The sequence below is a fragment of the Bacillus sp. NPDC094064 genome, from assembly GCF_050279585.1.
GTDB lineage: Bacteria > Bacillota > Bacilli > Bacillales > Bacillaceae_G > Bacillus_A.
The window spans coordinates 139712-165112 of record NZ_JBNNUI010000008.1; the positions used below are offsets into that span (position 1 = coordinate 139712).

22 protein-coding genes and 2 pseudogenes are annotated in these 25401 nt (G+C 32.6%); 6 read left to right on the forward strand and 18 right to left on the reverse strand.

What is annotated here, in order from left to right; all coding sequences use genetic code 11:
• The first annotated feature begins 22 nt into the window (after positions 1-22).
• Positions 23-874 carry a LysR substrate-binding domain-containing protein gene (locus tag ACQKNI_RS18895; protein WP_427282617.1) on the forward strand — a complete coding sequence of 284 codons (852 nt, stop codon included), beginning with the start codon at positions 23-25 and terminating at the stop codon, positions 872-874.
• A gap of 458 nt (positions 875-1332) precedes the next feature.
• Here the strand turns inward: ACQKNI_RS18895 and ACQKNI_RS18900 are convergent, their stop codons facing one another.
• Complete coding sequence (locus tag ACQKNI_RS18900; RefSeq protein WP_427282618.1) at positions 1333-3189, reverse strand: alpha/beta fold hydrolase; 1857 nt, start codon at positions 3187-3189, stop codon at positions 1333-1335.
• Positions 3190-3247: 58 nt separating this feature from the next.
• Complete coding sequence (locus ACQKNI_RS18905; protein ID WP_140417522.1) at positions 3248-3814, reverse strand: TetR/AcrR family transcriptional regulator; 567 nt, start codon at positions 3812-3814, stop codon at positions 3248-3250.
• A 427-nt stretch (positions 3815-4241) separates the two neighbouring features.
• On the opposite strand from ACQKNI_RS18905, the pseudogene ACQKNI_RS18910 reads away from it, so the two are divergent.
• Positions 4242-5671 (forward strand): annotated as a pseudogene (locus tag ACQKNI_RS18910) (IS4 family transposase).
• Between the two features lie 143 nt (positions 5672-5814).
• The gene (locus ACQKNI_RS18915; protein ID WP_088233097.1) at positions 5815-6657 is read left to right on the forward strand and encodes a DNA alkylation repair protein; all 843 of its coding nucleotides are present in this window, start codon (positions 5815-5817) and stop codon (positions 6655-6657) included.
• Positions 6658-7126: 469 nt separating this feature from the next.
• Here ACQKNI_RS18915 and ACQKNI_RS18920 read toward each other — a convergent pair whose 3' ends face one another.
• The 8 genes and pseudogenes from ACQKNI_RS18920 to ACQKNI_RS18955 all read right to left on the reverse strand — a co-directional run bounded on the left by ACQKNI_RS18920 (position 7127) and on the right by ACQKNI_RS18955 (position 14069).
• Complete coding sequence (locus ACQKNI_RS18920; protein WP_427282619.1) at positions 7127-8503, reverse strand: erythromycin esterase family protein; 1377 nt, start codon at positions 8501-8503, stop codon at positions 7127-7129.
• Positions 8504-8912: 409 nt separating this feature from the next.
• On the reverse strand, positions 8913-9419 hold the full coding sequence (locus ACQKNI_RS18925; RefSeq protein WP_427282657.1) for a hypothetical protein: 507 nt from the start codon (positions 9417-9419) through the stop codon (positions 8913-8915).
• 312 nt (positions 9420-9731) lie between these two features.
• Positions 9732-10226, reverse strand: coding sequence for a DUF2716 domain-containing protein (locus ACQKNI_RS18930; protein WP_427282620.1), 495 nt, complete (start codon positions 10224-10226; stop codon positions 9732-9734).
• A gap of 874 nt (positions 10227-11100) precedes the next feature.
• Complete coding sequence (locus ACQKNI_RS18935) at positions 11101-11292, reverse strand: hypothetical protein (protein WP_427282621.1); 192 nt, start codon at positions 11290-11292, stop codon at positions 11101-11103.
• Positions 11293-11518: 226 nt separating this feature from the next.
• The gene (locus ACQKNI_RS18940; RefSeq protein ID WP_427282622.1) at positions 11519-11959 is read right to left on the reverse strand and encodes a hypothetical protein; all 441 of its coding nucleotides are present in this window, start codon (positions 11957-11959) and stop codon (positions 11519-11521) included.
• A 552-nt stretch (positions 11960-12511) separates the two neighbouring features.
• The gene (hfq, locus tag ACQKNI_RS18945; protein WP_427282623.1) at positions 12512-12694 is read right to left on the reverse strand and encodes an RNA chaperone Hfq; all 183 of its coding nucleotides are present in this window, start codon (positions 12692-12694) and stop codon (positions 12512-12514) included.
• A 209-nt stretch (positions 12695-12903) separates the two neighbouring features.
• Positions 12904-13188: a lysine 2,3-aminomutase gene (locus ACQKNI_RS18950; RefSeq protein WP_098769170.1), complete on the reverse strand. Its 285-nt coding sequence runs from the start codon at positions 13186-13188 to the stop codon at positions 12904-12906.
• Between the two features lie 545 nt (positions 13189-13733).
• Positions 13734-14069, reverse strand: a pseudogene (locus ACQKNI_RS18955) (transposase).
• Between the two features lie 355 nt (positions 14070-14424).
• Here ACQKNI_RS18955 and ACQKNI_RS18960 point away from each other — a divergent pair.
• Both ACQKNI_RS18960 and ACQKNI_RS18965 read left to right on the forward strand, forming a co-directional pair.
• Positions 14425-14625 carry a helix-turn-helix transcriptional regulator gene (locus ACQKNI_RS18960; RefSeq protein ID WP_142952214.1) on the forward strand — a complete coding sequence of 67 codons (201 nt, stop codon included), beginning with the start codon at positions 14425-14427 and terminating at the stop codon, positions 14623-14625.
• 5 nt (positions 14626-14630) lie between these two features.
• Complete coding sequence (locus tag ACQKNI_RS18965; RefSeq protein WP_050845655.1) at positions 14631-14924, forward strand: hypothetical protein; 294 nt, start codon at positions 14631-14633, stop codon at positions 14922-14924.
• Between the two features lie 835 nt (positions 14925-15759).
• On the opposite strand, the gene ACQKNI_RS18970 is transcribed toward ACQKNI_RS18965, so the two are convergent.
• From ACQKNI_RS18970 to ACQKNI_RS18980, 3 genes are all read right to left on the reverse strand, one after another.
• The gene (locus ACQKNI_RS18970; protein WP_427282624.1) at positions 15760-16815 is read right to left on the reverse strand and encodes a hypothetical protein; all 1056 of its coding nucleotides are present in this window, start codon (positions 16813-16815) and stop codon (positions 15760-15762) included.
• Between the two features lie 619 nt (positions 16816-17434).
• Complete coding sequence (locus tag ACQKNI_RS18975) at positions 17435-17698, reverse strand: hypothetical protein (protein WP_427282625.1); 264 nt, start codon at positions 17696-17698, stop codon at positions 17435-17437.
• A 26-nt stretch (positions 17699-17724) separates the two neighbouring features.
• Positions 17725-17913, reverse strand: a complete 189-nt coding sequence (locus ACQKNI_RS18980) for a hypothetical protein (RefSeq protein ID WP_071770381.1) — start codon at positions 17911-17913, stop codon at positions 17725-17727.
• A gap of 115 nt (positions 17914-18028) precedes the next feature.
• On the opposite strand from ACQKNI_RS18980, the gene ACQKNI_RS18985 reads away from it, so the two are divergent.
• Positions 18029-18181, forward strand: a complete 153-nt coding sequence (locus ACQKNI_RS18985) for a hypothetical protein (protein WP_175546523.1) — start codon at positions 18029-18031, stop codon at positions 18179-18181.
• Between the two features lie 215 nt (positions 18182-18396).
• On the opposite strand, the gene ACQKNI_RS18990 is transcribed toward ACQKNI_RS18985, so the two are convergent.
• The 5 genes from ACQKNI_RS18990 to ACQKNI_RS19010 all read right to left on the reverse strand — a co-directional run bounded on the left by ACQKNI_RS18990 (position 18397) and on the right by ACQKNI_RS19010 (position 25217).
• Entirely contained in the window at positions 18397-19059 is a 663-nt protein-coding gene (locus tag ACQKNI_RS18990) for a restriction endonuclease (RefSeq protein ID WP_427282626.1), read from the reverse strand.
• Positions 19052-20029, reverse strand: a complete 978-nt coding sequence (locus ACQKNI_RS18995) for a DUF3991 domain-containing protein (RefSeq protein ID WP_427282627.1) — start codon at positions 20027-20029, stop codon at positions 19052-19054. Before ACQKNI_RS18995 ends, ACQKNI_RS18990 begins: the two co-directional genes overlap by 8 nt.
• A 242-nt stretch (positions 20030-20271) precedes the next feature.
• Positions 20272-21207: a nucleoside hydrolase gene (locus ACQKNI_RS19000; protein ID WP_427282628.1), complete on the reverse strand. Its 936-nt coding sequence runs from the start codon at positions 21205-21207 to the stop codon at positions 20272-20274.
• Between the two features lie 258 nt (positions 21208-21465).
• On the reverse strand, positions 21466-24123 hold the full coding sequence (locus tag ACQKNI_RS19005; protein WP_427282629.1) for a DNA topoisomerase: 2658 nt from the start codon (positions 24121-24123) through the stop codon (positions 21466-21468).
• Between the two features lie 518 nt (positions 24124-24641).
• The gene (locus ACQKNI_RS19010; protein ID WP_427282630.1) at positions 24642-25217 is read right to left on the reverse strand and encodes a delta-aminolevulinic acid dehydratase; all 576 of its coding nucleotides are present in this window, start codon (positions 25215-25217) and stop codon (positions 24642-24644) included.
• Between the last annotated feature and the right edge of the window lie 184 nt (positions 25218-25401).

The window sequence follows — 25401 nt, forward strand, 5'->3', positions numbered from 1 at the left end:
TATAGGGTGTGTAACAAACAATATGAATATCGAAGAAATTGCAATAAAAATTGAAATATTAAATCGACAAAATTTAAGTAAGTCCGCAGAAATTACAAGCTATACTCAATCCGCCCTTACTGCTAAAGTAAAAAAAATGGAGTCTGAAATTGGCAAACCCGTTTTTAAACGTACACCCCAAGGATTGAAAATTACTAGCGTAGGTACCCAGTATCTAAAGTACCTTCAACTTATTACTCAAGAGTACCTAGAATTTTTGCAATCCATCGATGCTTATCAGATTAACTCTATAGTGAATTTTGGCACATCACATACAACCTTAAAAATCTACGGTGCCCCCATCGCCAACTCGTTGAACGCGAGAGACACTCAATTGGATGTAGACTTCGCAGTAGATTCTAGTAATGCTATAAATCAAAAAGTACACAATTCCGAATTGGATTGTGCACTCATTAGTGAACCTACTAAAAAATATCCCGATTTAGTATACGCTATTGTTGCGACTGAAACATTTGAGATTATTTCAAGTAATGACCATATAATCAATTTCGATCAGAAAACACCTATAACATTGCTTGTATTGAGTAAAGGTTGTATGTATACAAGAGCTGTAGTTGATTGGCTTATGAATAATCAAATACAATATAAATTAAAGGAAATAAAATCAATTAGTAGTATTCAAGATTTTCTACAAATCAGTAATACTATTGCTGTTTTGAATACTAAACTTATTGACTTATATAACTATACAAACATTCACTATTACAATTTAATCTTTAATAATGTCATTAATACCGTTTTCATATATAAGAAGAACGAAAGTAAGCAGAACAATATTTTACAATTAAAAAATGTACTCGAGACGATTTGTTAATCTTACTATAAATAATAGCATTTTTATTGTTGTGAAAAATTTAATGATAATATCGCAAAAAAATCCAGTTTGAACAAAGAGTGTTCAAACTGGATAGGATGCAATTGGAAGTCATAGCTTAGTTATCCTTGCTGATTTCCATTGATCATATATTTGATTAAATTCTTCCATAAGATTGGTTAATCAATCTGTTAAAACATACCAGATAGTTGTGTATAGGATAGGTAAACAAATAACATTGTACATAAAGGGGTACCGCCACATCACCATCAAGCTAAGAAAATACAACTACCCCCAGAACGAAAAATTGTGCTTACTTGTAATAAAAATCTCATTTTTTCGTTTTGGGGTGTTATAAAATCTTTAAGTTGATGGGCATAGGGTGGGACCCCAAACAGTACGATTTTATTTCAAAGACACAACTATCTTACTACACACTTTTTATTTATCCCACACTCTCATCTGCTAGTATTACTATTTTTTATTACTAATGTTGCCGTTTCACTCGGATGGCTAAGAGGAAAATGATGGCCATATGGAACAAAATCGACCTTACCAAGATGCGATGGAGCAGAATAGCCTCTGTCATAATCCCCCCAAATAATGTGAAGATTATACTTTGTTACTTCATTGAAATCACCTTGATCGTTTTTCAGTAGTAAACTGTTAAGCTGAACCGTAGTATTTAAAATTCTAGGAGAAGTAAAACTGTTACTTATTTTTTCAATATAATGTTCAGGGATGCTCTCCGTACTTTCAAACAAACCATTACTTAATAAATAACACCCTATCAAATTAGTAGTTGCCAATTTTAATGTCCCTTTGTTCATAAATTGAGGAGCATTTAGCGATTTAGCATTTTTTTTAGCAACAGGTGGCTGAAGTAAAGTGATTGAATACTTCTTATCTATGTACTCTTGTACCAATGCTTCCAGAAGAATAAACGCACCGAATGAATGGCCAATTAGATGTGCACCATTAGTAGCTTTCTCCAATAACTTTTTCACTACATTCAAATAGATATCTAGAAGATTTTTCTCTCGTTTAAAAGGAGAACGTCCCAAACCCGGAAGATCCAAGATCCATACAGGTTGACCAGTTTTTTCATGAAGCTCTTGTGCTAAAGGAAATAAATCCTCTCCATCACTCAATAAACCATGTAATAAAATAAACGGTTTACCCTCTCCTTGTAATTGGTAAAGGGTAGTGTTATCGCATAATGTTCGTTTAAATAAATGATTATGCTGGCCATTTTGATACATCATTCGATAATCCAGATCAGCTACTACGGCAGGGAAAAATTTCATTACACTCGTCTTCTTAAACCAATCTCCTCCCATAATTTTTTTCGCTGAAACATTTGAAAATTTTCGTTTTGTAATAAAATTCAGTCCATCAGAAGGAATTTTTGTTATTTTACTTACTCCACTATTCATAATTGCCTTCATAAGTGGCATTGGGACAGAGATTTTTGGTGCCCTCATATTCATACTTTCCGACATAATACTTAATAATTCAGCAATGTTCTGATCGTGCTGTTTGTCTTCAACAAGTGTATATGTTTGAATAGTCGGTTGCTCCAATCTGAAAACCTGCACAATAAACTTCGCAAGCTCATCGTTTGAAATAAGTGGTAACCTATATCCCTTACCTCCAGGAATCACTGGCATGAGCCCTCTTCGCATACTCATCACAAGCAAACCTAATCCTGCTATCTGCTCTGTACTCCCTGTTTTACTACTACCGACTACAGTTGGCGGATTAATTACAGAAAGCGGATAACCTACTGCTGATGCCTGGTGACGGATATAAAGATCTGCTAAAAATTTTGTTCTCTCATATGGATTTTTTATTTTCAAATAATTGTTTCCTTCTTTAAACACATCAATTGTAATCTTGCTATTTTTATCATCAAAGGGACTCATATAACCTACAACATGAATAAATTGTTGCAAGCCCTTCAATTGATGAATACTTTTAGCTAATTCACTAATATGTTTGGCGCCATTTAAAAATACGGAAGCTGCCTCTTTACTTGTCACTTGAATATCCATGGGGCCTCCTGCGTGAATAATCACATCCGTTTTCAATATCCTCTCCTTATCTTCAGCACTTAGACCTAAATCTATTTTCGTCAAATCACCTTCAATAAAGTGCATAACTGCCTTTTTTAAGATGCCTCTTTCTTGAAAAATGCGTGTTGCTTTACTTTTCGACCTCACTAAAAGAAGAATTTTAACATCCTCTTTGGCTAATTCTTTCACTAATTGCTTTCCAATAAAGCCTGTTCCACCAATTAAAAATACTGTTCTCATATAAAACCTCCTTTTTAGTACTATGTAGTACTAATTTGATGTAAAAAAAAAGCTTCTTTTATCGAAGCAAGTTAAAAAAATGATCTGCTGTTTTCGTGATTACAGTTGCATCCTTCAATGTTTCTGAAATAAATAACGCTCCTTCAAGATTTGTAATAAAAAGTGATGCAACCTCATCAATATTAATCGTATTTCTGAATTCCCCATTCTCTACCCCTTGTTTAAGTAATAGAGAAACTTTCTTTTGTAATTCTGTAAAAAAGAGACCTATTTTTTCTTTTATTTGCGTGGCCTGTGTAGGACTTTGAATATAAAGAGTAATAAATGGACAGCCCCCCTTATACTCTCTCGACTGAACTCCTTGTGATAATTGCTTTAAAAACAGTTGGATACGATCTTCAACTAAAAATTGGTTCTGAGAAAGTACGTCATCAATTGCAGATTGATACATTTCAATCCAATAATCAACGACCCCTTCTAATAATTCTTCCTTATTAGAAAAGTGATAATACACATTAGACTTTGAAACTTTGCTTACACGTACTAATTCATCCATACTTGTATAAGCAAACCCTTTTTCTAAAAATAATGTTGCAGCTACTTCAATCACACGTTTTTGATTCATTAATTTTACCTTTGTCATAACTAGAACTATATAGTACTAATTTAAATATTGCAAGTATTTATGTTAATTTAGAAAAAAGTTTGATTAAAAAAGTTCCACTAACATTGATTTTACTGCAAAAAAATCTTATTTTGAATAAAGTTGAACTGAACCCCGAAATTGTTAATTCACTATCGTCTAATAGGGGGCACCATACATGCCCATCAACTTAATAAAAAGAAATGCCCCCAAAACGAAAAAATGAGCGGCTTCTCAGAATAACTATCTGTAGAGAAAGAAAATTTTAATTTAGAGGGATATGAAAATATTAGCTTGATGGTGATGTGGTACTACCCCATCGCTATCAAGCTAATAAAAAGAAATGTCCCCTAAAATGAAAAAATACGCTATTCTTTCTGTAGAATCATAGGAAAGGATGGCGTTTTTTATGTCTGTTTCTGTGTCTGACGAATTACAACTATTTGCTCAAGAGATTCAAAGTTTTTTATCTCCAAATACCTTACGGGATCTTGCTAGAGATGTTGGTTTTGTACAACGAACTAGTAAGTATCAAGCAAAAGATTTAGTAGCTTTATGTGTATGGGTCAGCCAAAATGTAGCTATGCCTTCTTTAACTCAGTTATCTAGCTGTTTAGAAGTATCAACAGAAGTACTCATCAGTCCTGAAGGACTAAATCAAAGATTTAACGCCGCAGCCGTCCAGTTTCTACAACAAGTGTTAGCCAAATTTCTCAACCAAAAGTTATCTTCAGCTAAGCTGATTTCTTCTCCATATACTTCTATTTTCAAGCGTATTCGTATCTTAGATTCAACTGTATTCCAAATTCCAGATCCTTTTTCATTCGCTTATCCAGGTGCAGGTGGATGCAGCCATACAGCGGGAATAAAGATTCAGCTCGAGTATGATCTATTAAGTGGACAGTTCCTTCATATTCATACAGGTCCAGGTAAACAACATGATCGAACCTACGGTTCCCTGTGTGTCCCAACTGTAACAGAAAATGATTTATATATCCGAGATTTAGGTTATTTTCATTTGAAAGATCTTCAATATATACAAGATAAAAAGGCTTATTATATCTCACGTATCAAATCGAATACACGTATGTATCAAAAAAATCCTAACCCTAATTATTTTCAAGATGGCAGAATCAAGAAAAGTACAGAGTATATCCAGATAGATATGGAGATTGTAATGAACTCTCTTTAACCAGGACAAACATGTGAAATATCCAACGCTTATGTAGGAATGACTGATAAAGTACCAACTCGCGTGATTGTTCATCGACTAACAAAAGAACAACAAAAAAACGATTACAAGATCAAACTGTAAGAGAAAAAAAGAAAGGAATGAAGTATTCTCCTCGTAGTAAACGACTCACTGGTATCAATGTATATATGACAAACACCCCTACAGATATTGTCCCAATGGGACAAGTGCATGATTGGTATTCTTTACGTTGGCAAATCGAAATTTTATTTAAAACATGGAAATCATTCTTTCATATTCATCATTGTAAAAAGATAAAAAGAGAACGATCGGAATGCCATTTGTATGGGCAACTGATTGCCATTCTACTTTGTTCTTCTACGATGTTTCAAATGCGACAATTACTTCTTATGAAAAAGAAACAAGAGCTGAGTGAATATAAGGCCATATATATGATTAAAGATTATTTTCTTCTTCTTTTTCAAGGTATACAAAAAGACACCCAAGAGCTATCAAAGATTCTACTTCGCCTGTTCAACCTCCTACAGCAAAACGGACGAAAATCCCATAAGTATGAGAAGAAAACAGTCTTTGATATATTAGGTGTCGTTTACGATTGTACCATGTCTGATAATCAAGTGGCTTAAATCAAAAGCTTGTATTATCAATGCAATTTTTTATTTCTCTTATTCAACTAAGGGAACAAAGTAGTATCAGAATGGGGAGGAAGGGAAGCTACTCCTATTTATTGAATGTCTATTTGAAGACAGTATTGTGAGGAGGGAATTAAATGGTAGTGAAAGAAACAGACGTTATCTTAAACAGAAAAGGAGCCAAGAAAACAAGCGAAATCCCTAGTGAGGTATTACAATTACTAAATCAAGGGAAATTAGAAAGTGTTAATCTAACAGAATGGCTAGCTATAAACCATATTGAATTACTTAAAAATGTTTTGCCTTCAATAGGACTCAAAGATAGTTTAGAATTAGTGGTAGCTGAATTGGAAAAACAGAACGTTGAAACTGGAATGAAAGTCATACGAATGACAGGAACTTTATTAGATAAAGTTATATTCAAAGAGAATGAAAGGAAAAAGGCAGACTTCTTATTAAAATTCTCTAATCACATCTCAGATAGTGTACGATGTTGGGCAGCGTTTATGAATAAAAAACCAAATAACACATTAAAAGATAAATTGAAGTACATTCGCCCTTTTGCAGCGGATCGTCATTTTGGTGTTCGAGAAATTGCTTGGATGTCTATTAGAGAAGACCTTTCACAAAATATAGAAAAAAGTGTGGAATTGTTAGTAGACTGGGCAAAAAGTGAAGATGAGAATATTCGCAGGTTTTCTGTAGAATCTATTCGTCCTCGGGGTGTATGGAGTAAGCATATTGAAATATTAAAACAAGAACCTGATAAAGCACTTCCTATTCTTAATTTACTTAAGTCAGATCCATCAAAATATGTTCAAGATTCGGTTGGAAACTGGCTAAATGATGCAAGTAAAACCAAACCAGATTGGGTGATCAACCTGTGTGAAGAATGGACAAAGGATACTGACATAAAATCGACTAGTAGAATTATTAAAAAAGCTAAAAGAACAATATTGAAAAACAAAGAACACAAATAATCAATCTTTGTTCAAAATATGCTCTTCTCATTTTCTTTTATATCAGTTTTATTAACGTTAATTGGATTAAACTTTATTCCAAAACAACACGGTCGTTTATGGAACCTTCTTAACGTACGAAAAAACCAAGGTTTTTAAATAAAAGATTTCTTAGCGTACGAAATTCGCGTTATGTTGGCGGGACCCCATCGCTATCAAACTAAGAAATGCAAATACCCCATGCCCATCAACTTAAGAATTCAGAATTACCCCAAAATGAAAAAATGAGCTTTTTGGTTACAAGTTAGCACAAAATTTCATTCTAGGAGTAGTTGTATTTTCTTAGCTTGATGGTGGTGTGACGCTCCCCTATAATGAATATATTGTTTGATTGTTAGTATTTTCTATAGGGAATGAATTCAATCGAATGTTGTTTACGTACAATCATGACAAGAAAGAGAGCATCCTTAACATGTAAGGACGCTCTCTTTTATTTAAGAACAGAAGGCGAAGTCTTTTCTAACCATAAAATGCCATCATATTGTTCGATAGGAATCATGATTTCTTCTCGCTTTTTGTCCCCCCAGTAACTTGCTGCAGTTGGGGTAAACATCCATGACGTTTCTGGTCGATTACTTTCTCCTTTTAAGTTTACAAAAACATTTGGACTTCCAACGGTGCTTATTATTTTTTCTACACTTTGTTCTTCATGTTCGGTATGTACAGGAACAATTTCGTCAATTTCAGAGTTCCAGCTGCTCCCACTATACGCAAACAGGCCAATTGTATACATTTGATTTTTAATACGCTGCGGAAGATAATCCATCATATTAGGGCCTACCAAATTGTATTGCTGCCACTTCGTATAGTCTAATATCATTTTCGAATTTTGTTTCCGAATATGATAATTATGTCCCCATACAATAATTTTTTTGTTTTTATATTGCATTTCAGTGAGCCATGCTAGGTTTTGAGCCATTTTTTGATCTCGGATATAATCAGCGTAGTCTCTAACATTAGTAGAGAAGATGCCACCTTTAACTTTCATTTGAGCATCTAAATGCGTTTTAATCGCATCAATCCGTATATTAATTGATTTCTCCAGAAAGTTCACATCATACGTAGGATGAGGTGCAACTTGAGTCAATTCAGCTTTATGATTTTGAATAAATGTTCTAACCTTTTCAAACTTGTTAATTACGGGCTGTATTTCAATTTTAAATTGATCATAGGGATATGTTATATTTTTATTGTAATACTTATCCAGTTTAATCAACTCTGTTACTGCTGCATCAAATTCAGATGCCACTTCAGGACTTAGTTTTTGCAACCATTCTTTTGCGTACGGGTGGAAGGATGAGCGATAAAACAAATTGATATCAAAACCAGCTAATGTGAGTGGTTTTCCTTTTTCTTTTTGTTCTTTCATATAGGTAAACAATTGTTCAACTTCCTCTGTTTGCCATACACCTTCTAAAGATTGTTTCATAGCTTCAGTAGCGGTTAAGTTATCAAAATTTTGTTGAACCGTACTTGCTTCTGCAAATCCTGATTCAAATGCAATTACATCATATCCCATTTCTTCATGTAAGTACTTAATCATACGTATTTTGGATTGATTCATTTCCTTAGCACCATGCGTACTTTCGCCAAGTACAACAATACGCTTGTCCTGTACGGCCTCTTTTAGAAAAGATAAATCTTCTGTTGTTTGGGAAGTGGGTTCATTTAATCTTTTTGCATGTCCATTTAGCCATTCCTCCCATTTGGGTTGATCGACTGGCTTTTCTGCTGCAAATGCTACAGATGTGAAGGTAGTACAGGCAAGAAACGTACTCATTAGCCCGATTTTCCATTTTTTACGCACAACAACGCCTCCAAGAATCATATTTTTAGAGATTGAATAGAATCTGTGTTAAAAACTTACTAATATACCATTATTTATAATAATATATATACTAATTCTAAACAATATTAATATTCAAAAAATTAAAAATAACTTTCATACACATTGAAGAAACCTTCTATATAGGGGGCGCACCCCATCAAAATCAAGCTAAGAAAAGTAATATCCCCATATCCATCAACTTAAGAAAAATAAATGCCCCACGAGTTAGTACAAAAATTCGTTATGGGGGTACTATAAAATCTTAGCTTGATAGCGATGTGGCGGGTCCTCTAAATCAGCATCTCCAAAACAAAGGAACGTGCAGAATTAAAAAGAACAGACTTTTCTTTTTTGAAAAGTCTGTTCAAAAATAAATAAATTCAAGTACTTACCATCCAAGCCAAACAGTGCCTTGGTGCCATGAACCATCTGTATTTACTAGAGTTACAACATAGTTTCCTGCTTTCATAGGACCAAAGTAATTATAAACATAATTACCACCACTCATTGCCCCTCCTGTTACATTATGGGTTACGGTGTTTCCTGATGATAAACTTTTTACTACAACTTTAAAATTAAAATTTTTATTATTTTGAATAGCTACTCCAATAGTTCCGTTGTCTGCTACAGATACAGTTTTTTTCACTTGAATTGATGTAGAAAAATTATAACTACCGGAATATCCCCAATCAAATGCTGCAGCTGCTTTTTCTCCAATAAGATTATTTTTATCAGAAAAACTTGGTACAAATGGTCTTTCGACTTCATTTGTATTTTCAACTATACTTTCAATTCTATCTGATATAGGTTTTACTGTATCAGCTGATGCTGCACCAATCTCCCCAGTTAATGCAATACCTGTTGCTAATGCTCCGACTACTAATTTCTTGAACATAAATAATCCCCCTTTAATAGTTTTGTAACTCATACCTCAAATGTATCATTTTTTACAAAAAAGAAAATATTTAGAATTTATAGAAATATTAGTTTAATTATTAGAAATATTCAGTCTTAAATTTATCAAAGTTTGCACTCATAAATTACTGTAAAATAATAAAATTTCCGTTTTTGGGATACTTGAAATTAATAGGTTGATAGCAATGGGGTACCGCCAGCATTTTGGAAAAAAATCACGCTAAGCAAAAAATAAAATAAGCCATCCATTTGGACAGCTCCTTTACATAATTCTCGATACGGGAAGTGAAATTTATACTTTATCATTGGTCTTTTTTAATCTACTATCCCTTAATTCTTTGAAATTCTTGATTAATTCTTCTCCGAAAATATAAATAACTTTTTCCCATGGATGCCCTAAATAACCCCACTTAAAGTCTTTTTGTAAAAAGAAATAATAATCTCCATCCGAAAAAAATGGGATTTTCCATTGATGATCCTTTTCGTTTAGATTTAAATTTAAACTAGGATTCATCCAATAGCTATCATGATGCCAATCTAACGCATATATATATTCATGTTTCTCGGTACATAAAATAAGAGCTTCCAATAATATATGATCAAAAATATAATCATCGTCATCAGTCCATTTTCCTTCAAAATAATTAGGTAAATCATAAGTAATATATGGACAAGAAAATTTAAATGACTGTTCGCCATCTATATTAGGATTAAAAGCAAATTTATCATAAAATCTATTCCAAACATTCTCATATTCTTGTTCATTTAACAAAATCCATTCTTTCAAACTCCGTACCTACTTTCTAATATTATTATATAATTAAAATACCACGATGAAATTGTATATTCTATTCATTGCTAATTTACATAACACATTATTATCGATAGCAAATAAAAAGGGGAATCCTTACTCTCCCTTTTTTATTTGCTATAACACTATTCATCTTTTTATACATTCCTATCCTGGCATGGGTTTTAGGGTTTTAGGGTTTTAGGGTTCTCGTTTGTTACCCGATTAGCCGAAAAACTGTATAAAATCTTGCATTCTCTTAGCATAGTTTTTTTTCCGAAATATTAGCGGTATCTCTAATAACATTTACTATCCATCAATCCGAAGAACAAAAAGAACTTGTAGGAATCACTACAAGTTCTTTTTCAGATAATGTATTAAAGGTGAATCAAACTATCTCATTACTCGTAACGGGGAAACCATCTTACATATGGCTTGGTTTCATTATATAACAAATATTAAAATCTATAGAATTTAATTTTGAAAATTATGTGAATTAAGAAAACCGAATGGTTTATCATTTTCTCTTCCTAAAAAATCCATTTAGTTATTTCGTATAAATAACTTTAAATTAATATCTACATCATAATTAATTAATGAACATATAGGCAGATAGATAAAAATGGTGCATTATTCTTATAGAAAGACATATATTTATATTTAGGATTAATTAATTATAAGAAAATGAATTTCATGTTATTAAGAACTATAATTCTTGGGTATACGTAAAGAACTGACGTACAAAAGAAGACCCCTTAGTGTTACTTTGAAATAAATTTTGATTAAAATGCATGGGTTGATTTTTTTGAGCTATTTATTTTTGTTATTAAGTTTGACAAGCAAATAGTGAAGATTAGCTTCCTGTTCAGTATTATTTACATTTACTACATAAAATTTCGTTTGCTATCTTAGCTAATACTTTATCTAATTGTCCAACAGGCATATTTTTATCTTCGGATAATATTAAAGAAACTGCAAATTGTTCACCACGTTCAATTGTTTTACCACATTGTGAACATACTAAATTTACATCTTTAAAATGATTTATTAATATATCTAACATATTATTTATTCCTCCCGCTTAATTTTTAATATAAAAATATATAAATATCATTATTTTATTATACAAAATTAAAAAGAAAAGATGGAGTAAAATTCCAATTCACACCATCTTTAAAAACAACTTTTTTCAAAACGTCGTGACTTTATTTCAAACCAACAGTTCCTTATCATACAATGAACCGGGTAAAAGATATCCTAAATTATGTCTAACTGTACACAATTTCTTTTTAATCATGTACTTGCATAGAAAGATAATAAATTCCCTTATTGGTTACGAAGACATATTCTTCATAACTACAAGCATAATAGGCTCCAATATCTAATTTTACCCAATAAACTGCTCCAATCCCTTGTTCAAATGTATTCAATAACTTTTCTATTATAAACTCCTTCGGTGTTAATCCTTTCAAATCATATCCACTGGGTATTGTTCCGAACCAATACTCTTCACTGTCAGGGAATTCACAAGAAAGGAAACCCTGCTGCCATTCATTCAAATGTATAAGTTCTATTGTGTCGTCACTAGTAGCTTTTATATCCTTTTTTATAAGCTCACATATATCTTCTTTTGTATTTTCTGATAAAAGATATAGTCTATAATCATTACCTACGCCATCATATTCATTAACCTTAGCAAAATCACTTAATATTCTATTAATCTTTTCCATGTCTAAGCTCCTTCCTCAATAATTAGGAAATAGTTCCAACATTATTATAGCAAGGTGCTACACGCTTCCCTATGGATATGTTTTATATTTGGCGGTATGCCTTATTTACAATGTTTTGAATGTATACTTTTCTTGTTGATTTTGAGGGTATTAGGCGGATTGGGTTAAAGTCAATGTTTTCGATAGTTCGAATGTAAATAAATGGGTAAAAGTTTACATTGGAGTTTTGAATCATTTATAGCTAATTTTACAATAAATTTCTCAATATAGAAATACTTGTTAATTATGGTTTTAATATTCTAAATTAACAAAAATTAAAGTATATTAAAAATATGATGGTTATCCCTTATGTTTACTCCTTGTGCTAAAGATAAGATTGTGTTCCCGATCTTATCTTTTTTTTGTAGATTTTTGATACAAAAAAAGGAATCCTTATAATAAGGATTCTGCAACAGAAAATAACAAAAATATAAATAATAAAAAGAATCACTTATATTATAGTATATATTAATAATATAATATTAGGGAATATTTACATAAGCCCATTATATATTAAATAGCAAGTGTAGAGATTGCTTGTTTGTAGATTAGTTGTTGTTTACCATGAACCATCATTAGGACAGTAAATTTATCTGTTGCAAGGATCTGCCCACGTACTGGAACGCCATTCTTTAAAAATACAGTAACTCCCCCTTTTTTCTCTTTCAATTGTTCATACAGGGGTAGCACGCACATTTTAACGATTTTATACTCTAAGGGATTCTCAAAACTCAATAACACAATTTGAATTGAGATTAAATGCTTTGCTTAGAGTAGTAAAATCAACGTTTTTTGATGTCGAAAATTGCTTAGCGTATATTTTCGTTAAAATGTTGGCGGTACCCCTTTATGATTTTACAAAAATAAAAAGCCTCATTATAAGAAGCCTTTTATTATAAATAGATTTACTTATTAATAATATTACCCCAGCCTTCAAAAGCACCTACCCATGTACCATCCGGTTCTTGCCATGCTTCTTTCAAGTTCCAATGAATACGATTTTGATAAATGCTGTCCGGTATAGAATATCTAGTAGGATACCCTGGTTTCATCATCACAAGCTTTTTCGCTGCCATGGTAACCTTTTCTTGCTTCGGACTTTCAGTATTAGGTGTTGCAGCCATCGCTCCACCTGCACCAGATAACATAATACCAGTCGCTAATGCTCCAACTACTAATTTCTTGAACATAAAAATTCCCCCTCAAGTATTTTTATAGCTTGTAAGTGCTATATACATATATAGTGTAACAACAAAAAAAACCAATTTGTTAAAATATGCAAAGATGCATTTTTTTGGAATTTATAGGTGCATATACCATATTTCATAATAAAAAATCCCCACACATTGTGCAGAGATCAGGGGTGAAATAGTCGGGTGACTACCTTCATACTAACTCATCATTCCCCCACCAGCAAAACAGTAAAAGCTTATTCTTCCACTAATAAAGGGGTACAGCCGAGATACGTGTGAAAATAGGTCATAGGCTTACTTTCATTTCCAGATGCGATTTATTGGGGTAGCACGCACATTTTAACGATTTTATACTCTAAGGGATTCTCAAAACTCAATAACACAATTTGAATTGAGATTAAATGCTTTGCTTAGAGTAGTAAAATCAACGTTTTTTGATGTCGAAAATTGCTTAACGTATATTTTCGTTAAAATGTTGGCGGTACCCCATACATATCTTCTTGTAAATTAAACATGAAATGCGCCCCCTGGTTTGTTTGGATTTACTTTTCTTCTAATACCTGTTGCTTTTCACTGTTAGATATTTGTGATTCCCATTCACTTTCTATTTTTCTAAACCATTTTCCTATTTTGCTTAGATAATATCTTTTTACTTCACCATAAGGAATCCAAATTTCACGTTCCTGTATTTGATTCATCACTTCATGAAGAATCTCATCATGTTCATACTTTCTAGGTTTTCTATAATGTGTTTTTACAAACTGTGTATATTCTCTACGTAGCCGATTAGAAATATGTTCTTTTTGTTTTTGCTTGAGATGTGATCATTTTTTATTTGTTTGAAGGATTTTTCCATTTACTTTTATGTGGTTTTTCATCGACACTCATCTCCTTTTACTAGCAAAACGAATATATAACTATCGTATCACATTTAAATTGAAATACTACTCTAGGTACATATTTCGCAAGAAATCTATCCAAGACGGGGTACCGCTAGCATTTTTGCAAAATAACCTACGCTATGTGGAAAAATACAATAAGCTGCCCATATGGACAGCTCCTTTACATAATTCTCGATATAGGAAGTAAATGTGACACCTTTGTTCAAGTATCTATCCCTTAAAAATAAAGAGCTATTTTTTGTACGTGTTTTTAATCACAAAAAAATATTTTGTCAAAAATATTTTACTAATTGTAAGAAATAAATTACAATCATTTCAAGAGGTGGTACTATTGTTACATAACAAAATTGTAGTTTGTCGAGCAGAAAAAGGTTGGTCTCAAGAGGAACTGGCAAAAAGAGTGGGTGTTAGTCGTCAAACTATCGCTACTCTTGAAAAAAGTAAATATAATCCCTCTTTAATTCTTGCTTTTAAAATTGCAAATGTATTTGGAAAGTCAATAACTGACGTATTTGATTATCAGGAGGAGTGAGACATATGTTGTGGTTAAAATCTTTATCTTTAGTTTTAATATTCATCAGTCAGATGTATGTAATAAAATTTCAATCAAGCGATGAAGCAAAAGATGAAAGAGGGAGAGAAATTCAATATAAAACAAATAATATGTTGTACAACATATTATATTTAGGTATCATTGCGATTATTATTTTTCAATTGATAGATATTGTTCCTTTAGAATTTATACCTGATTTATTGTTATATTTTGTACTTTTATTAAGTGTGTTAGGTAGTATTTTGATATTTATCAATAGAAACAAGGAAAATTACTAATATAAGTTAGGTTTTTTATTAGAAGATTGAACAAAGAATCATGTATATCATATACATGGTTGGTTAACATAACGTCTCATTATCGGTAGTAAGGAAAAAGAGGATCCCTACTTTCACAAGGAATCCTCCTTTTTCTTTTTCTATGACTCTATTCATTTTTTTATACATTCCTATCCTGGTGTAGGTTTCAGGGTTCCCGCTTGTTATTGGATTGGCCGAAAAACTGTATAAAATCTTGCATGCTCCTAGGGGGCACTATATATGAACACTACGTATTTGACTTTCTCAATGACCAACATTACTTAACGTGGTAAAATAGTATTCGGATGGGAATACAATGTTATTAAAATTAAAGTGGTTATCAAGTCGGAGGAAGGCACCTTAGGGTGTCTTTTCTTTTTAAAATATATAAGTGCACCATCCCTTTCCTAATAGAGGCCCCCCTCATGCCTCCTTACAGGGAGAATGATACGGCATTTTTTATTTACCCAATTACCGAGCTTTCAAATGTTTGAAATAGTTACCTATCCCCTAATCACCGAGTATGTTTATTCCTCTAAATCAATGTCCATAATAATAAATAAAGACAAACCCTTTACCCTTAAGATACAAGCTCTTTCTCAAGGGTATCAAACTCGGTGATTAGGGTAGAGTGGTATATTTGTTATATGTGGTTTTTATATAGAGAATTAACAAAAAGTACAATATTATAAAAATTAAGATGGTTTCTGTCATTTGTTTTTCCTTTACGCTAAAGATAAGATCGTATTCCACGATTTTATCTTTTTTCATTACTCACACTTATAGCACCAGTACCGTAAAACTACAATCTTATTCATGAAACCTCTTGTTTATTTTGTTCAAATGATATGTTTTTAACAATTTCAATAGCTTTAATAAGTTGAAAGAGCTTTAACGTGTCTAATTTAGTTATTTCATCATATGTAAAAGAACCATGCATAATCCAATTACGATTAATTTGGTTTGGATGTTTTTTCTTAGAAGGTTCAAATATTTTTTTATAAACATTAAAAACTCTACGGAAAAACATTAGAGAGAAGGCAAGTTTATCTTCGTTTGTTTCCACGTAATCTTTTACTTTATGAAAAATTTTATTTTTATGGTTTTTTAAAGACGGTTTTAATTGGATATCTATTTGATAGTCAGAAAAAGTATTGGATATTAAGTTGTCAATTACAGCGAATAAAGGAAAAACAGTCAATGCATAATCGCCATTTTTATAAGCTTTATATGCTTGTTCAATTATTAGTTTATAATCAGAATAAAGATCGTCTGTCATAAAGAATTTAATGTATGAATCGAGAGAATCTTCAACATATTTTTCGATAGCACTGGAGTTAAACTCCCTTGATTCGTCCTCAAAAGTATCTAGTAATTCGGCATCTATTGTCCATAATTCTTTATCAAACTTTTTTAGTTTAATTTCATATTCTTCGAGTTGACTACGTAATCCATCTCGAATAGAACCCCAATCAAAATCATTGAATATACTTTGAGTCATTGAATCTATGGTTTGTTGGAAGGCTATTTGTTCAGACATAGTATTTCCGAAAATCTGACTAAATTGAGCACCAATTCGAACGCTATCTACTAATTTTTGATTTGTTTCAGTTAACTGTTTCATAGATTCTATAGCTTCGGAGATTATAGGGGTTTTAATAGCTTCCATAGCATCTGAGAGCATAGGGTTTTTTAAGGGTTGTAAAAGCTCATGATTTTCGAAAGGGTTTGTGACTAAACTGGAAATTTTTGATGCGTCTCCAAAAGTTTGTGCTAATTTATTTGCATTCTGTGATAATTCAGCTGCTGTTTGTGCTAATTGATTGGTATTTTGTAAAAGTTCTATGTGTTTTCGCAATTTTTCATTCATATAGAAAGGCTCCTTTCTAGTTTATATCTATATTTTACCATGAGACCAAGCGGTATACTGATTTTACCAAATGAAATCAGTATAAACTGAGTAATAATTATGTAGACGATTAATTATGTGTTTGGTTTTTTATTAAACATTATGGTACGTGAAATTTTATTGTTCCCTTATTAAAAAAGCCCCCATAGATCTTACACCTATGAGAGCTACCTAAGGGTATTTAGACTTTCGACTTCATTCTATTGTAACAGGCTTTCACCATACATGAGAAACATAAAGATCCAAAAACTAACGATCATAACAAGAAATTCTTTAAACCTTTGCTGAAAGGAAATACGATCTTCTTCCATTCTACATGCCCCTTTTCTCTACAACTTTTTATATGTTAGAATATAGTGGAGAGAAATCTGCCAATTTCTTTCCTAGACGGTCACTCATGACTTTGCTCTTTGTTTGCTTTTGCAAATGAAGAGCTTTTATTTTGCATACTTATACTTGCTTTCCAGCATCGCATAACGTAATAACTTTAACTTTGTTTCTTTTTTCAATGCTTTCCATTCCGATACAGCAATCTTCATTTTTCATTCCTCCATTAATTAAGTTTGTTATTTATATAGACTTATAAGTTCCAGTTATAAATTTTTCTAATTTGTTTATCGCTAAATCCTTTATGAATAGCGAAGATTTCTGGAAAATCAGAGATACACAAATCAATAATTGTATTGTCCGTTGTTCTTATATAGTAATATTGAACGGCCCCCTTATAATCCAAATATAAATAGTACTTATGAATCTTATAATCTAATCCATTTCTCTCTAATACCTCATAAAGCTTATTTTTAGTTTCATCCATTACGTCAAAAATGCTTAACTGCTCCATCATTAACAGCTCCTCATTACGTAAATTTACTAAACTAACTCTAAGAACAAGGTTGTTTCATTATGTTCATTGGTACGCACATTAAACTTTTTCCCGGTAGCTTCTAATGCACTATAAAGCATTCTTTTATAGCCCAAATCCATAAAATCTACACTTATTTGACCATGATTCATAAGAAATTGAAGATCAGCCATCATCTTTTTAACTTTCCGTTCCATGTAATAACCTCCACAATAAAGTTATATAACTCATATAACTATTCTATTACTCATTTTTCCAGTTGTCAATATAAGTTATATAACTTATAATACTTTTTATAGAGGAGGTTTTAGAATGGCAGTTAATAAAGAAAAGAACACTCAAATTTTAGTTACATTTACAAAAGAACAAGTGGAACAAATAGAAAATTATTGGCATGAAAATAAGCTGAAGAATCGAAATGAAGCAATACGACAGCTCGTAGACAAAGGGTTAAGTCGTAAATAATGACTACCCTTCTTATTTTCCCTAAAAAACCTAAAAACGTATTTAAAGTCCGTATCTACCTTTACATACGTTTTTATAACAAATATGACGTATTGTATTAACCACTTCATTCAAATTCAATATAGTCGAATTTGAAAGGTCATTTTTTAATTAAACCTCATTTTTTTCATGTATTCTTTAAATAATAAAAAATAGAGCCGGATTTTCATCACAGCTCATGTATTAATTGGTTCTGTATGTGTACATGTAGGATATTGAGAACAACCAAAAAACTTATTTCCTGTTTTATTTGAATTACGAATCACTAAATCATGCTTACATGTTGGACATTTCCGTTCTGAAGGTTTTACCCCTTGATATACATCTTCAGCCGTATATTCGGGATTAATTTTATTAATCAATTTCTGAAGTTCTACACGATCTATTAGTTTTACAAGACAAGCTTCCGCTAATTCTTTTGCTTGTCTTGTATATACACTGTTTGTTACAACCCAGCCCTCATGTGCTTTGTAATAGGCTTGCGCTGCATATATCTCTTGTACGGCACTGATGCCGACTCTATTTTTCATCCCGTAGCGTTTCGCCTGGATTACAATACGATTTTTCCCCTTTAATACCAGATCCGCTCCGAAATCATTTGACTGCTTTGTGACTGTTGGAGAATAACCCAACTCTCGAAAGAGAGCTTTTAGGTATACTTCGAATTGATGGCCGTCCATTTTGTCTATATAGCGAATACCGGACTTAGCCATTCGCTTTAATATTCTTCGTTCCTGGATCTTCCGGTACATAAATTTAAAAATACGAAAAAGAACATAAAGGATAAAACCATAAATCAAAATCTGTAATATGTTTGGCATTCCTGGTAGATTAGACACTTCTCTCCACCTCTTTAATTGGTTTCATTTTCTTTGGTTGAGCTGTTTCTTTTACCTGTTGCTCACTCACTTGTTTCTTCCGGACATCGTTCCAATCTTTTTCATTCGTTGGAATATCCTCTTTAAGATCTACAAAGCATTTCATCGTCTGAATAAAGTCTTTCCCGGCTTTATCGTTATCAACTGCCATAATGACCTCTTTAATATCGTGCCCTTCTTTTTTCGCATCCATTAAAGATTGAATCACTGTTTTTGACTTCAATCCATGCATAGAAACCAGGCGAGCATTTTGTATCTTATTTTGCTTGATACTCCAGTGAGATAACATATCAATCGGATCTTCATAAAAATAGATTTTATCCGGCTTACCCACATCAACTGTAAAACCCGCATTGATTTTTTCATAATTCGGGACAATTTGTTTAAAGCTGCCCCTTTTATTCTCCATTTTGACTGTACCTTGACGATTCATTCCAATTACTTGCCCTTTGCCGCCTTCTTCCCTCCATTTGAACACCACATTATTTTTCTTATCCTGGGCGATGAGATCCTTTTTAATCAACCAGTTCACCAAGCGAGGATCTATTTTCCGTTCATCAATTAAATATCGCTTGATCTCTGTTTGTTTCGGCACCTCTAAGTGTTTTGGATAGATAAATGGCTGCTGTTCTTTTTTGCGTTCCTCTTCAGCTTTTGAACGATCAAACTCTTTGTAATCCCCTTTATTGATGTCTAATACAGCTTGCGGAAATGTCATTTCATAGTACATCATCGCAAAGCTAATCGCTCCATATCCCTTCTCCCCTCGACTATTCCAGGCGTATTGATTCCCTTTAATGATGAGACTGTCATGTTCCGTATGACGATAATAGTTCCCTTCCTTCTTAAACGTTTCTCCCTTTGCTTCCAGATATGAAATCAAGTCTATGTTTCTTGCTTTCATCGCATCCTCCGTACTGACATGTGCCATTACGGAATCCCCCCTTTACTCTATAAAATGAAATAAAAAAGAGGACTATTCCATTTCCTAGTCCTCTTTTGCTACTTATTGTCTTGATATAAAAAAAAGAGCTTTACTAACAAAATACTTAAACACCGCATTTTTGAATGAGTAAAAATCTTTTTTATTTTTTACTTTATAACTACCTTCGTCCTCAAATTTAAATTTTCATAAGGTTATACATTACTATAAAAGGAAATGAATTTTTTAAATTAATACCTTTGCTTCCCTACCATTGTCTCTATAAAATCATTAATAAAGTATTTTTGATTTAATTTTAAACCAATGCGAACTCCTGTAGCTTCTGCACCTGAACGAAAATCAGCAACGGTTTGTCCTCTAAAAGATTTTAAATCAACTTCTACTTTACGATACATATATTGAATAAAACTAGGGTTAGCTATTGCGCTCATTGCAACTACATCATGTAAAGGAGCTCCTTTAATACTTTTATTCAATTTTTTATAGGCACTGTAATAATAATCATAGATTGGTTTTATTAATGATTTGAATGGACCATTTGTATGTTCCACAATATAATTCACTTCGTTCGGGAGCAATACAGCTGAATTTGTAACATTTAAAGGAATCATTGTTAAATTTTTCGACTGATTAATTACAAACTGTGTTGAAACAGGATCACCATACGCATTGGCTTCCGCTACAGATGTGACATTTCCTGGTTGTAAGAACACTCCGGACATGATATATACTTCCTTTACACTTTGCATTAGTTCTTTCCAAATATTTAATACCATCGCAAGGGAAGTAGATCTTCCTACATCAATAATTGTTAACTCTCCCTTGTACCTTTCAATAATTTTAGGGATTAAGCTAAAATCATGAACAGGAATAGTTGTTACACTTTCAGGAGGCCGAATAGGACCCAGTCCTTCTGGACCATGGATTTCTGGATAATAGGTAGTAAACCCATTGAAAAATGGTAAAGTTGCACCACTTATAACAGGGATATCTTGTCTTCCAGCCAATTGCAAAAGATACAAGGCATTTCGAGTTGTTTGTTCTTTGGTAACATTACCGTAACTCGTAACAATTCCAACAATTTCAATCTTAGGATTTAGTAGACCATATATGATAGCTAAAGAATCATCAATACCTGGATCGCCAAATAACAATACTTTCTTCAAGGTATATCTCCTTTCTTACAAAAACTAATTTTATAAGACAAGCCTCATACCATTTATATGTAAGAAATTAGTGTATTTATGACGCATATTTTGAGATACTCCCTCTATAAGTAATTTTCTACTTAACCTCGCATAATATGAATGATAATAGGTTTGTCATATGTGCTTTTGCGTTATTTTTCCTATATAGTAAAGAACTTTTTTATTCAGCAAAAAACTTCTTTATCTTGTTACACTTATAGTTGATACATTTCATTTTTATTTGCCGAATAAGAATTTTAATCGCTTCTCCTGTACGCTGTATGATAAACGAGCGTCAAATTTCTTTCCGTTTTTGTTTGAGATAAACCCTTTAATTTGATCCGTCACATTCTTTTCTAATAGCTTTTTTACATGGTTACTACTTAGATTTTTACCAGAGAATGTACCAAAAATGATGAAGTCACAGCCCTTTTTGTATCGCTCACATAAGTAATTACTTTTTCCTACAAGAACTCTACTTTTGCATAGTGGGCATTTACCGATTGTACGATCTTCAGTTGTTGGAAAACTGAATTTCAGACTTCCGTCCGCTTCCATATAGATAGCTGCCGTAAATTCTCCCTTTTCCCCTTCAAAGCCATTTATAAAATCTGTTGTTTTATACTGAATCAGCTTTTTCATTTGATTACTAGGGATTGCTTTCCCTTTCATCTTTGCTGGTAACATAAAATCACATCCATTTTTATGCTCCGTACATCCATAAAACGTTTTACGATGAAGGATCTCACCTTTTTTACATTTTGGGCATTTACCAAATGACAGCTCCTCTTGTGTTGGGAACTGAAATTTAACTTTTCCTTCATGTAATACTAGATAAGCGGAAAACTCCTTCTCATTGGACTTAAATCCTTTTAAAAGATCTGTTTTCTTATCCTCAAACAGCTTTTTCGCCTGCACCTCCAGAATCGCTTTTTCTTTAATTTTTTTCGGTAAGGAGATTTCACATTCTGGATAATTACTGCATCCATAAAAATTGCCTTTATGAAGGATTTTCCCTTTTCTACAAGGGCATTTGCACACCTCAATTTGCTGATTCCAGGTATTAATAATGCTATCGGACACCTTATCATCCATTGCGCCTAATTGCTCGACCGTATTCTTTACAAACGTGTTTGTCTTCTCTACAAATTCCTCATATTTCATTTCATTCTTTTCGATCATGTAGATCATCCCTTCCATTTCTGCCGTATAAGATGGATTTTTGATTTCATCTACCGGAAAAGCATCTATAAACGCACGACCAATATGAGTGGTTTGAATCTGATTATTGGTAACATCAATATAGCTTCGCTCTAACAGTTTTGGGATAAATGTTTCTTCCGTTGCGACTGTCCCAATCCGTTTTCCTTTCATCAGTTCTTTCAAATGTTCATCATCCAATTTACGTCCTGCCGTTTCCATAAAGGTTAAAATGGAACTTTCTGTATGAAAGGCTGGTTTCTTTGTTCGGGACTCAATCAAGTCATACTGAACGATTCTGAAAGAATCTCCCTCCTGTAAAACGGGGATTTGAAATGCCTCAACTGATCCCTCTTCTATATCCTCTTGAAACACACTTAGAAACCCTTTCTCTTGTAGGATTTTTTCTTTTGTACTATATGTGTTGCCCTCTTGATCTATAAAGTGTACTTCTCTTACCAGGTAGATTGCTGGTTTCATAAAGTTCCCGATAAATCGTTTTACAATTAAGTCATATAACTGTTTTTCTAATGGATTTCGGTTGGTCCCGACATATAATTTTGTTGTTGGAATGATTGCAAAGTGACTACTGACTAATTCATCATTAAATGTAGTGTGTTTTTTTGTAATAGAAGATGGGATTACTTGTTGTACGAGATTTGCATATGCGCTCTTTTCTAATGCTCCCATTACTTCTTTTACTCGTTCCACTTGTTCGGTAGGTAAGTGCCTGGATGAAGAACGAGGGTACGTGATAAAGCCTTCGTCATACAAACTCTGAATATGTTTTTTTGCTGTTTCTGCATTTATCTTCAGCTTGGCGTGAGCATCTTTGTAGATGTCTGTTAAGTTATATAATAATTTTGGTTTCTTTTTTCTCGTACTTTCTTTAAATTCCGTTACGATTACATTTGTTTCTTTCAAACTATCTCCAAGTTTTTGGAGTGGGGATGGATCTATCAGTTGATCTTCTGTTTTCATCACTGGTGGTAAACCGTTTTCCGTTAGTAGCTTTATATTATAGTAAGTTTGTTCTTTATAATTTTGGATTGCAATTTCCCGTTGATGGATTTCATTCAAGATACACATTTGAACACGACCAGAAGCCAATAAGAATTGGTTTCTTGCCAGTTTTGATGTACAGCCCCTCGTAACATTAATTCCTAGAATATAGTCCAGGTATTGCCTTGCTTTAGCGGATTGAGCAAGCCCGTCATAGTCTCTTCCTGGTTCTAATCGGTTCAATGCTCCCTCTAACTCTGCGGCTTCATAAGAAGAGATAAAAAGGCGGGATTCTCGCTTGTTCACACCTGCATGTTCATATATTTCTCGATAAATAAGCTCACCCTCTTTATCTGCATCACAGGAGTTGACCACATGGTCTACATCGGGGCGATTTAATAACTTAACCAATATTTGAACCTGTTCGAGACTATCCGATTTCACTTTATATTCCGGCTCCAAAATAATTGGTAAATGTTCGAATTTAAATTCTTTGTATCGTTCATCCATTTCTTCCGGATGTTTTAGTTCTAATAAATGCCCTCGGCACCAACTAATAATGTAATTTTCATTTTCATAGTATCCATAATACGGCTTGCTCCCTGAATACCTTTGTGATTTTCTAAATCTAGGTGATTTTAATAATTCAACAGCTACCTTCGGCTTTTCAGCAATAAATAGTGTTTTTCCCATACGTAGTACCTCCTATTAATCTGCAATTTCAGTTTCACGCTTCCATTTCTTGTTTTTTCGCTTTTTTATCATCTTGTGACCGAGAATAATAGCAACGTGTTCAAAAAGACTGCTACAAGGAACATACATCCCGTAAACAGCCATACATTCATGTATTGGTTTGGAATAAAGTTTAATCGGAAATGTTTTACAAACCCTTATTTGATAAGAAACAAAAGGAATCCATTTTGAAAAGAGATTGATCAAAACGGATTCCTACTTTGTGAAGCATTATACAATTTTTAAAAAAGTTTGATTAAAATCTCACAGAACTCCTTATTTAACAGCAAATATAAAAACTCCATTTAGAAAAAACAATAATCAAAATGGAGTTGCTCTATGAAATAAAATATGTTTTTAAAAAAAAGTTTGATTATTTTTATTAGCCTTCTTCACAGAAAGTCCCTTTGAGCACAATAAGGATAGCTTATTATTTTCATTTTACCTCTATTTTATCTATTCAAATTTATTCTTCTAACTTAACCATTCTTGTTAATGTTTTCTTGTAAATAAAGCTGATACATTGAAGTTTCATCATCCAAGGATTTTGCAATTCCAAATGCTTCTTGTTGGCTCTTATTATTAATAATTTCATACATGAATCGTATTAAAAACAATAAATTTGCGTTACCATCTATATAATCATCTGGGCCTAAATATGAGTGGCAACCACTTTTTAAAAATGCAGAGGCTAATTGTTCTACACCTAATGTACAGCCTGCTGCGATAACTTTTACATCATTCATTTTTGAATACCGTATAACTTCTTCAGCACCAAAAAACTCTCCTCTTGGCTCGTTAACCTCATAATCGTTATCGTCTAGTTCAGGTATACAAAATCTCCCTTCATCACCATGGAAATATAAAATCAAATAATTCATTTTCTCCTCTCGATCTTCTCCAGAAAGAACATCAACTAAATCATTTGGTCGTCCTCCTATCCAATGAACATTAACCCTCGCTCCGAAGTATTCAAGTGCCGATCGCAAGGCAAATGCTGCCCCATCACAATTTGGCCCTACGGCTAAACTAACATATAATTCTGGTTTACTCATTTTAATCCCCTCTTTCTGTATATCCTTTTATTTGAAAATTTGGTTTAAACTACATTTATTATATATGACAAAAGTATCAAATAGGATGAAATTCCAATTTCATTTTTCTTTTTAATAACGGTTATAAATCTTTATTTAAAGTTAACGAACTTTGTTATGAATTACTAATTTTTTTATAAAGTCA

What these genes read in the sequence shown, in the direction of transcription:
- ACQKNI_RS18895 (WP_427282617.1), top strand. Translation starts at nt 23, where the DNA reads ATGAATATCGAAGAAATTGCAATAAAAATTGAAATATTAAATCGACAA.
- ACQKNI_RS18900 (WP_427282618.1), bottom strand. Translation starts at nt 3,189, where the DNA reads ATGAGAACAGTATTTTTAATTGGTGGAACAGGCTTTATTGGAAAGCAA.
- ACQKNI_RS18905 (WP_140417522.1), bottom strand. Translation starts at nt 3,814, where the DNA reads ATGAATCAAAAACGTGTGATTGAAGTAGCTGCAACATTATTTTTAGAA.
- ACQKNI_RS18915 (WP_088233097.1), top strand. Translation starts at nt 5,815, where the DNA reads ATGGTAGTGAAAGAAACAGACGTTATCTTAAACAGAAAAGGAGCCAAG.
- ACQKNI_RS18925 (WP_427282657.1), bottom strand. Translation starts at nt 9,419, where the DNA reads ATGTTCAAGAAATTAGTAGTCGGAGCATTAGCAACAGGTATTGCATTA.
- ACQKNI_RS18935 (WP_427282621.1), bottom strand. Translation starts at nt 11,292, where the DNA reads ATGTTAGATATATTAATAAATCATTTTAAAGATGTAAATTTAGTATGT.
- ACQKNI_RS18940 (WP_427282622.1), bottom strand. Translation starts at nt 11,959, where the DNA reads ATGGAAAAGATTAATAGAATATTAAGTGATTTTGCTAAGGTTAATGAA.
- hfq (WP_427282623.1), bottom strand. Translation starts at nt 12,694, where the DNA reads ATGTGCGTGCTACCCCTGTATGAACAATTGAAAGAGAAAAAAGGGGGA.
- ACQKNI_RS18950 (WP_098769170.1), bottom strand. Translation starts at nt 13,188, where the DNA reads ATGTTCAAGAAATTAGTAGTTGGAGCATTAGCGACTGGTATTATGTTA.
- ACQKNI_RS18965 (WP_050845655.1), top strand. Translation starts at nt 14,631, where the DNA reads ATGTTGTGGTTAAAATCTTTATCTTTAGTTTTAATATTCATCAGTCAG.
- ACQKNI_RS18970 (WP_427282624.1), bottom strand. Translation starts at nt 16,815, where the DNA reads ATGAATGAAAAATTGCGAAAACACATAGAACTTTTACAAAATACCAAT.
- ACQKNI_RS18975 (WP_427282625.1), bottom strand. Translation starts at nt 17,698, where the DNA reads ATGATGGAGCAGTTAAGCATTTTTGACGTAATGGATGAAACTAAAAAT.
- ACQKNI_RS18980 (WP_071770381.1), bottom strand. Translation starts at nt 17,913, where the DNA reads ATGGAACGGAAAGTTAAAAAGATGATGGCTGATCTTCAATTTCTTATG.
- ACQKNI_RS18985 (WP_175546523.1), top strand. Translation starts at nt 18,029, where the DNA reads ATGGCAGTTAATAAAGAAAAGAACACTCAAATTTTAGTTACATTTACA.
- ACQKNI_RS18995 (WP_427282627.1), bottom strand. Translation starts at nt 20,029, where the DNA reads ATGGCACATGTCAGTACGGAGGATGCGATGAAAGCAAGAAACATAGAC.
- ACQKNI_RS19005 (WP_427282629.1), bottom strand. Translation starts at nt 24,123, where the DNA reads ATGGGAAAAACACTATTTATTGCTGAAAAGCCGAAGGTAGCTGTTGAA.
- ACQKNI_RS19010 (WP_427282630.1), bottom strand. Translation starts at nt 25,217, where the DNA reads ATGAGTAAACCAGAATTATATGTTAGTTTAGCCGTAGGGCCAAATTGT.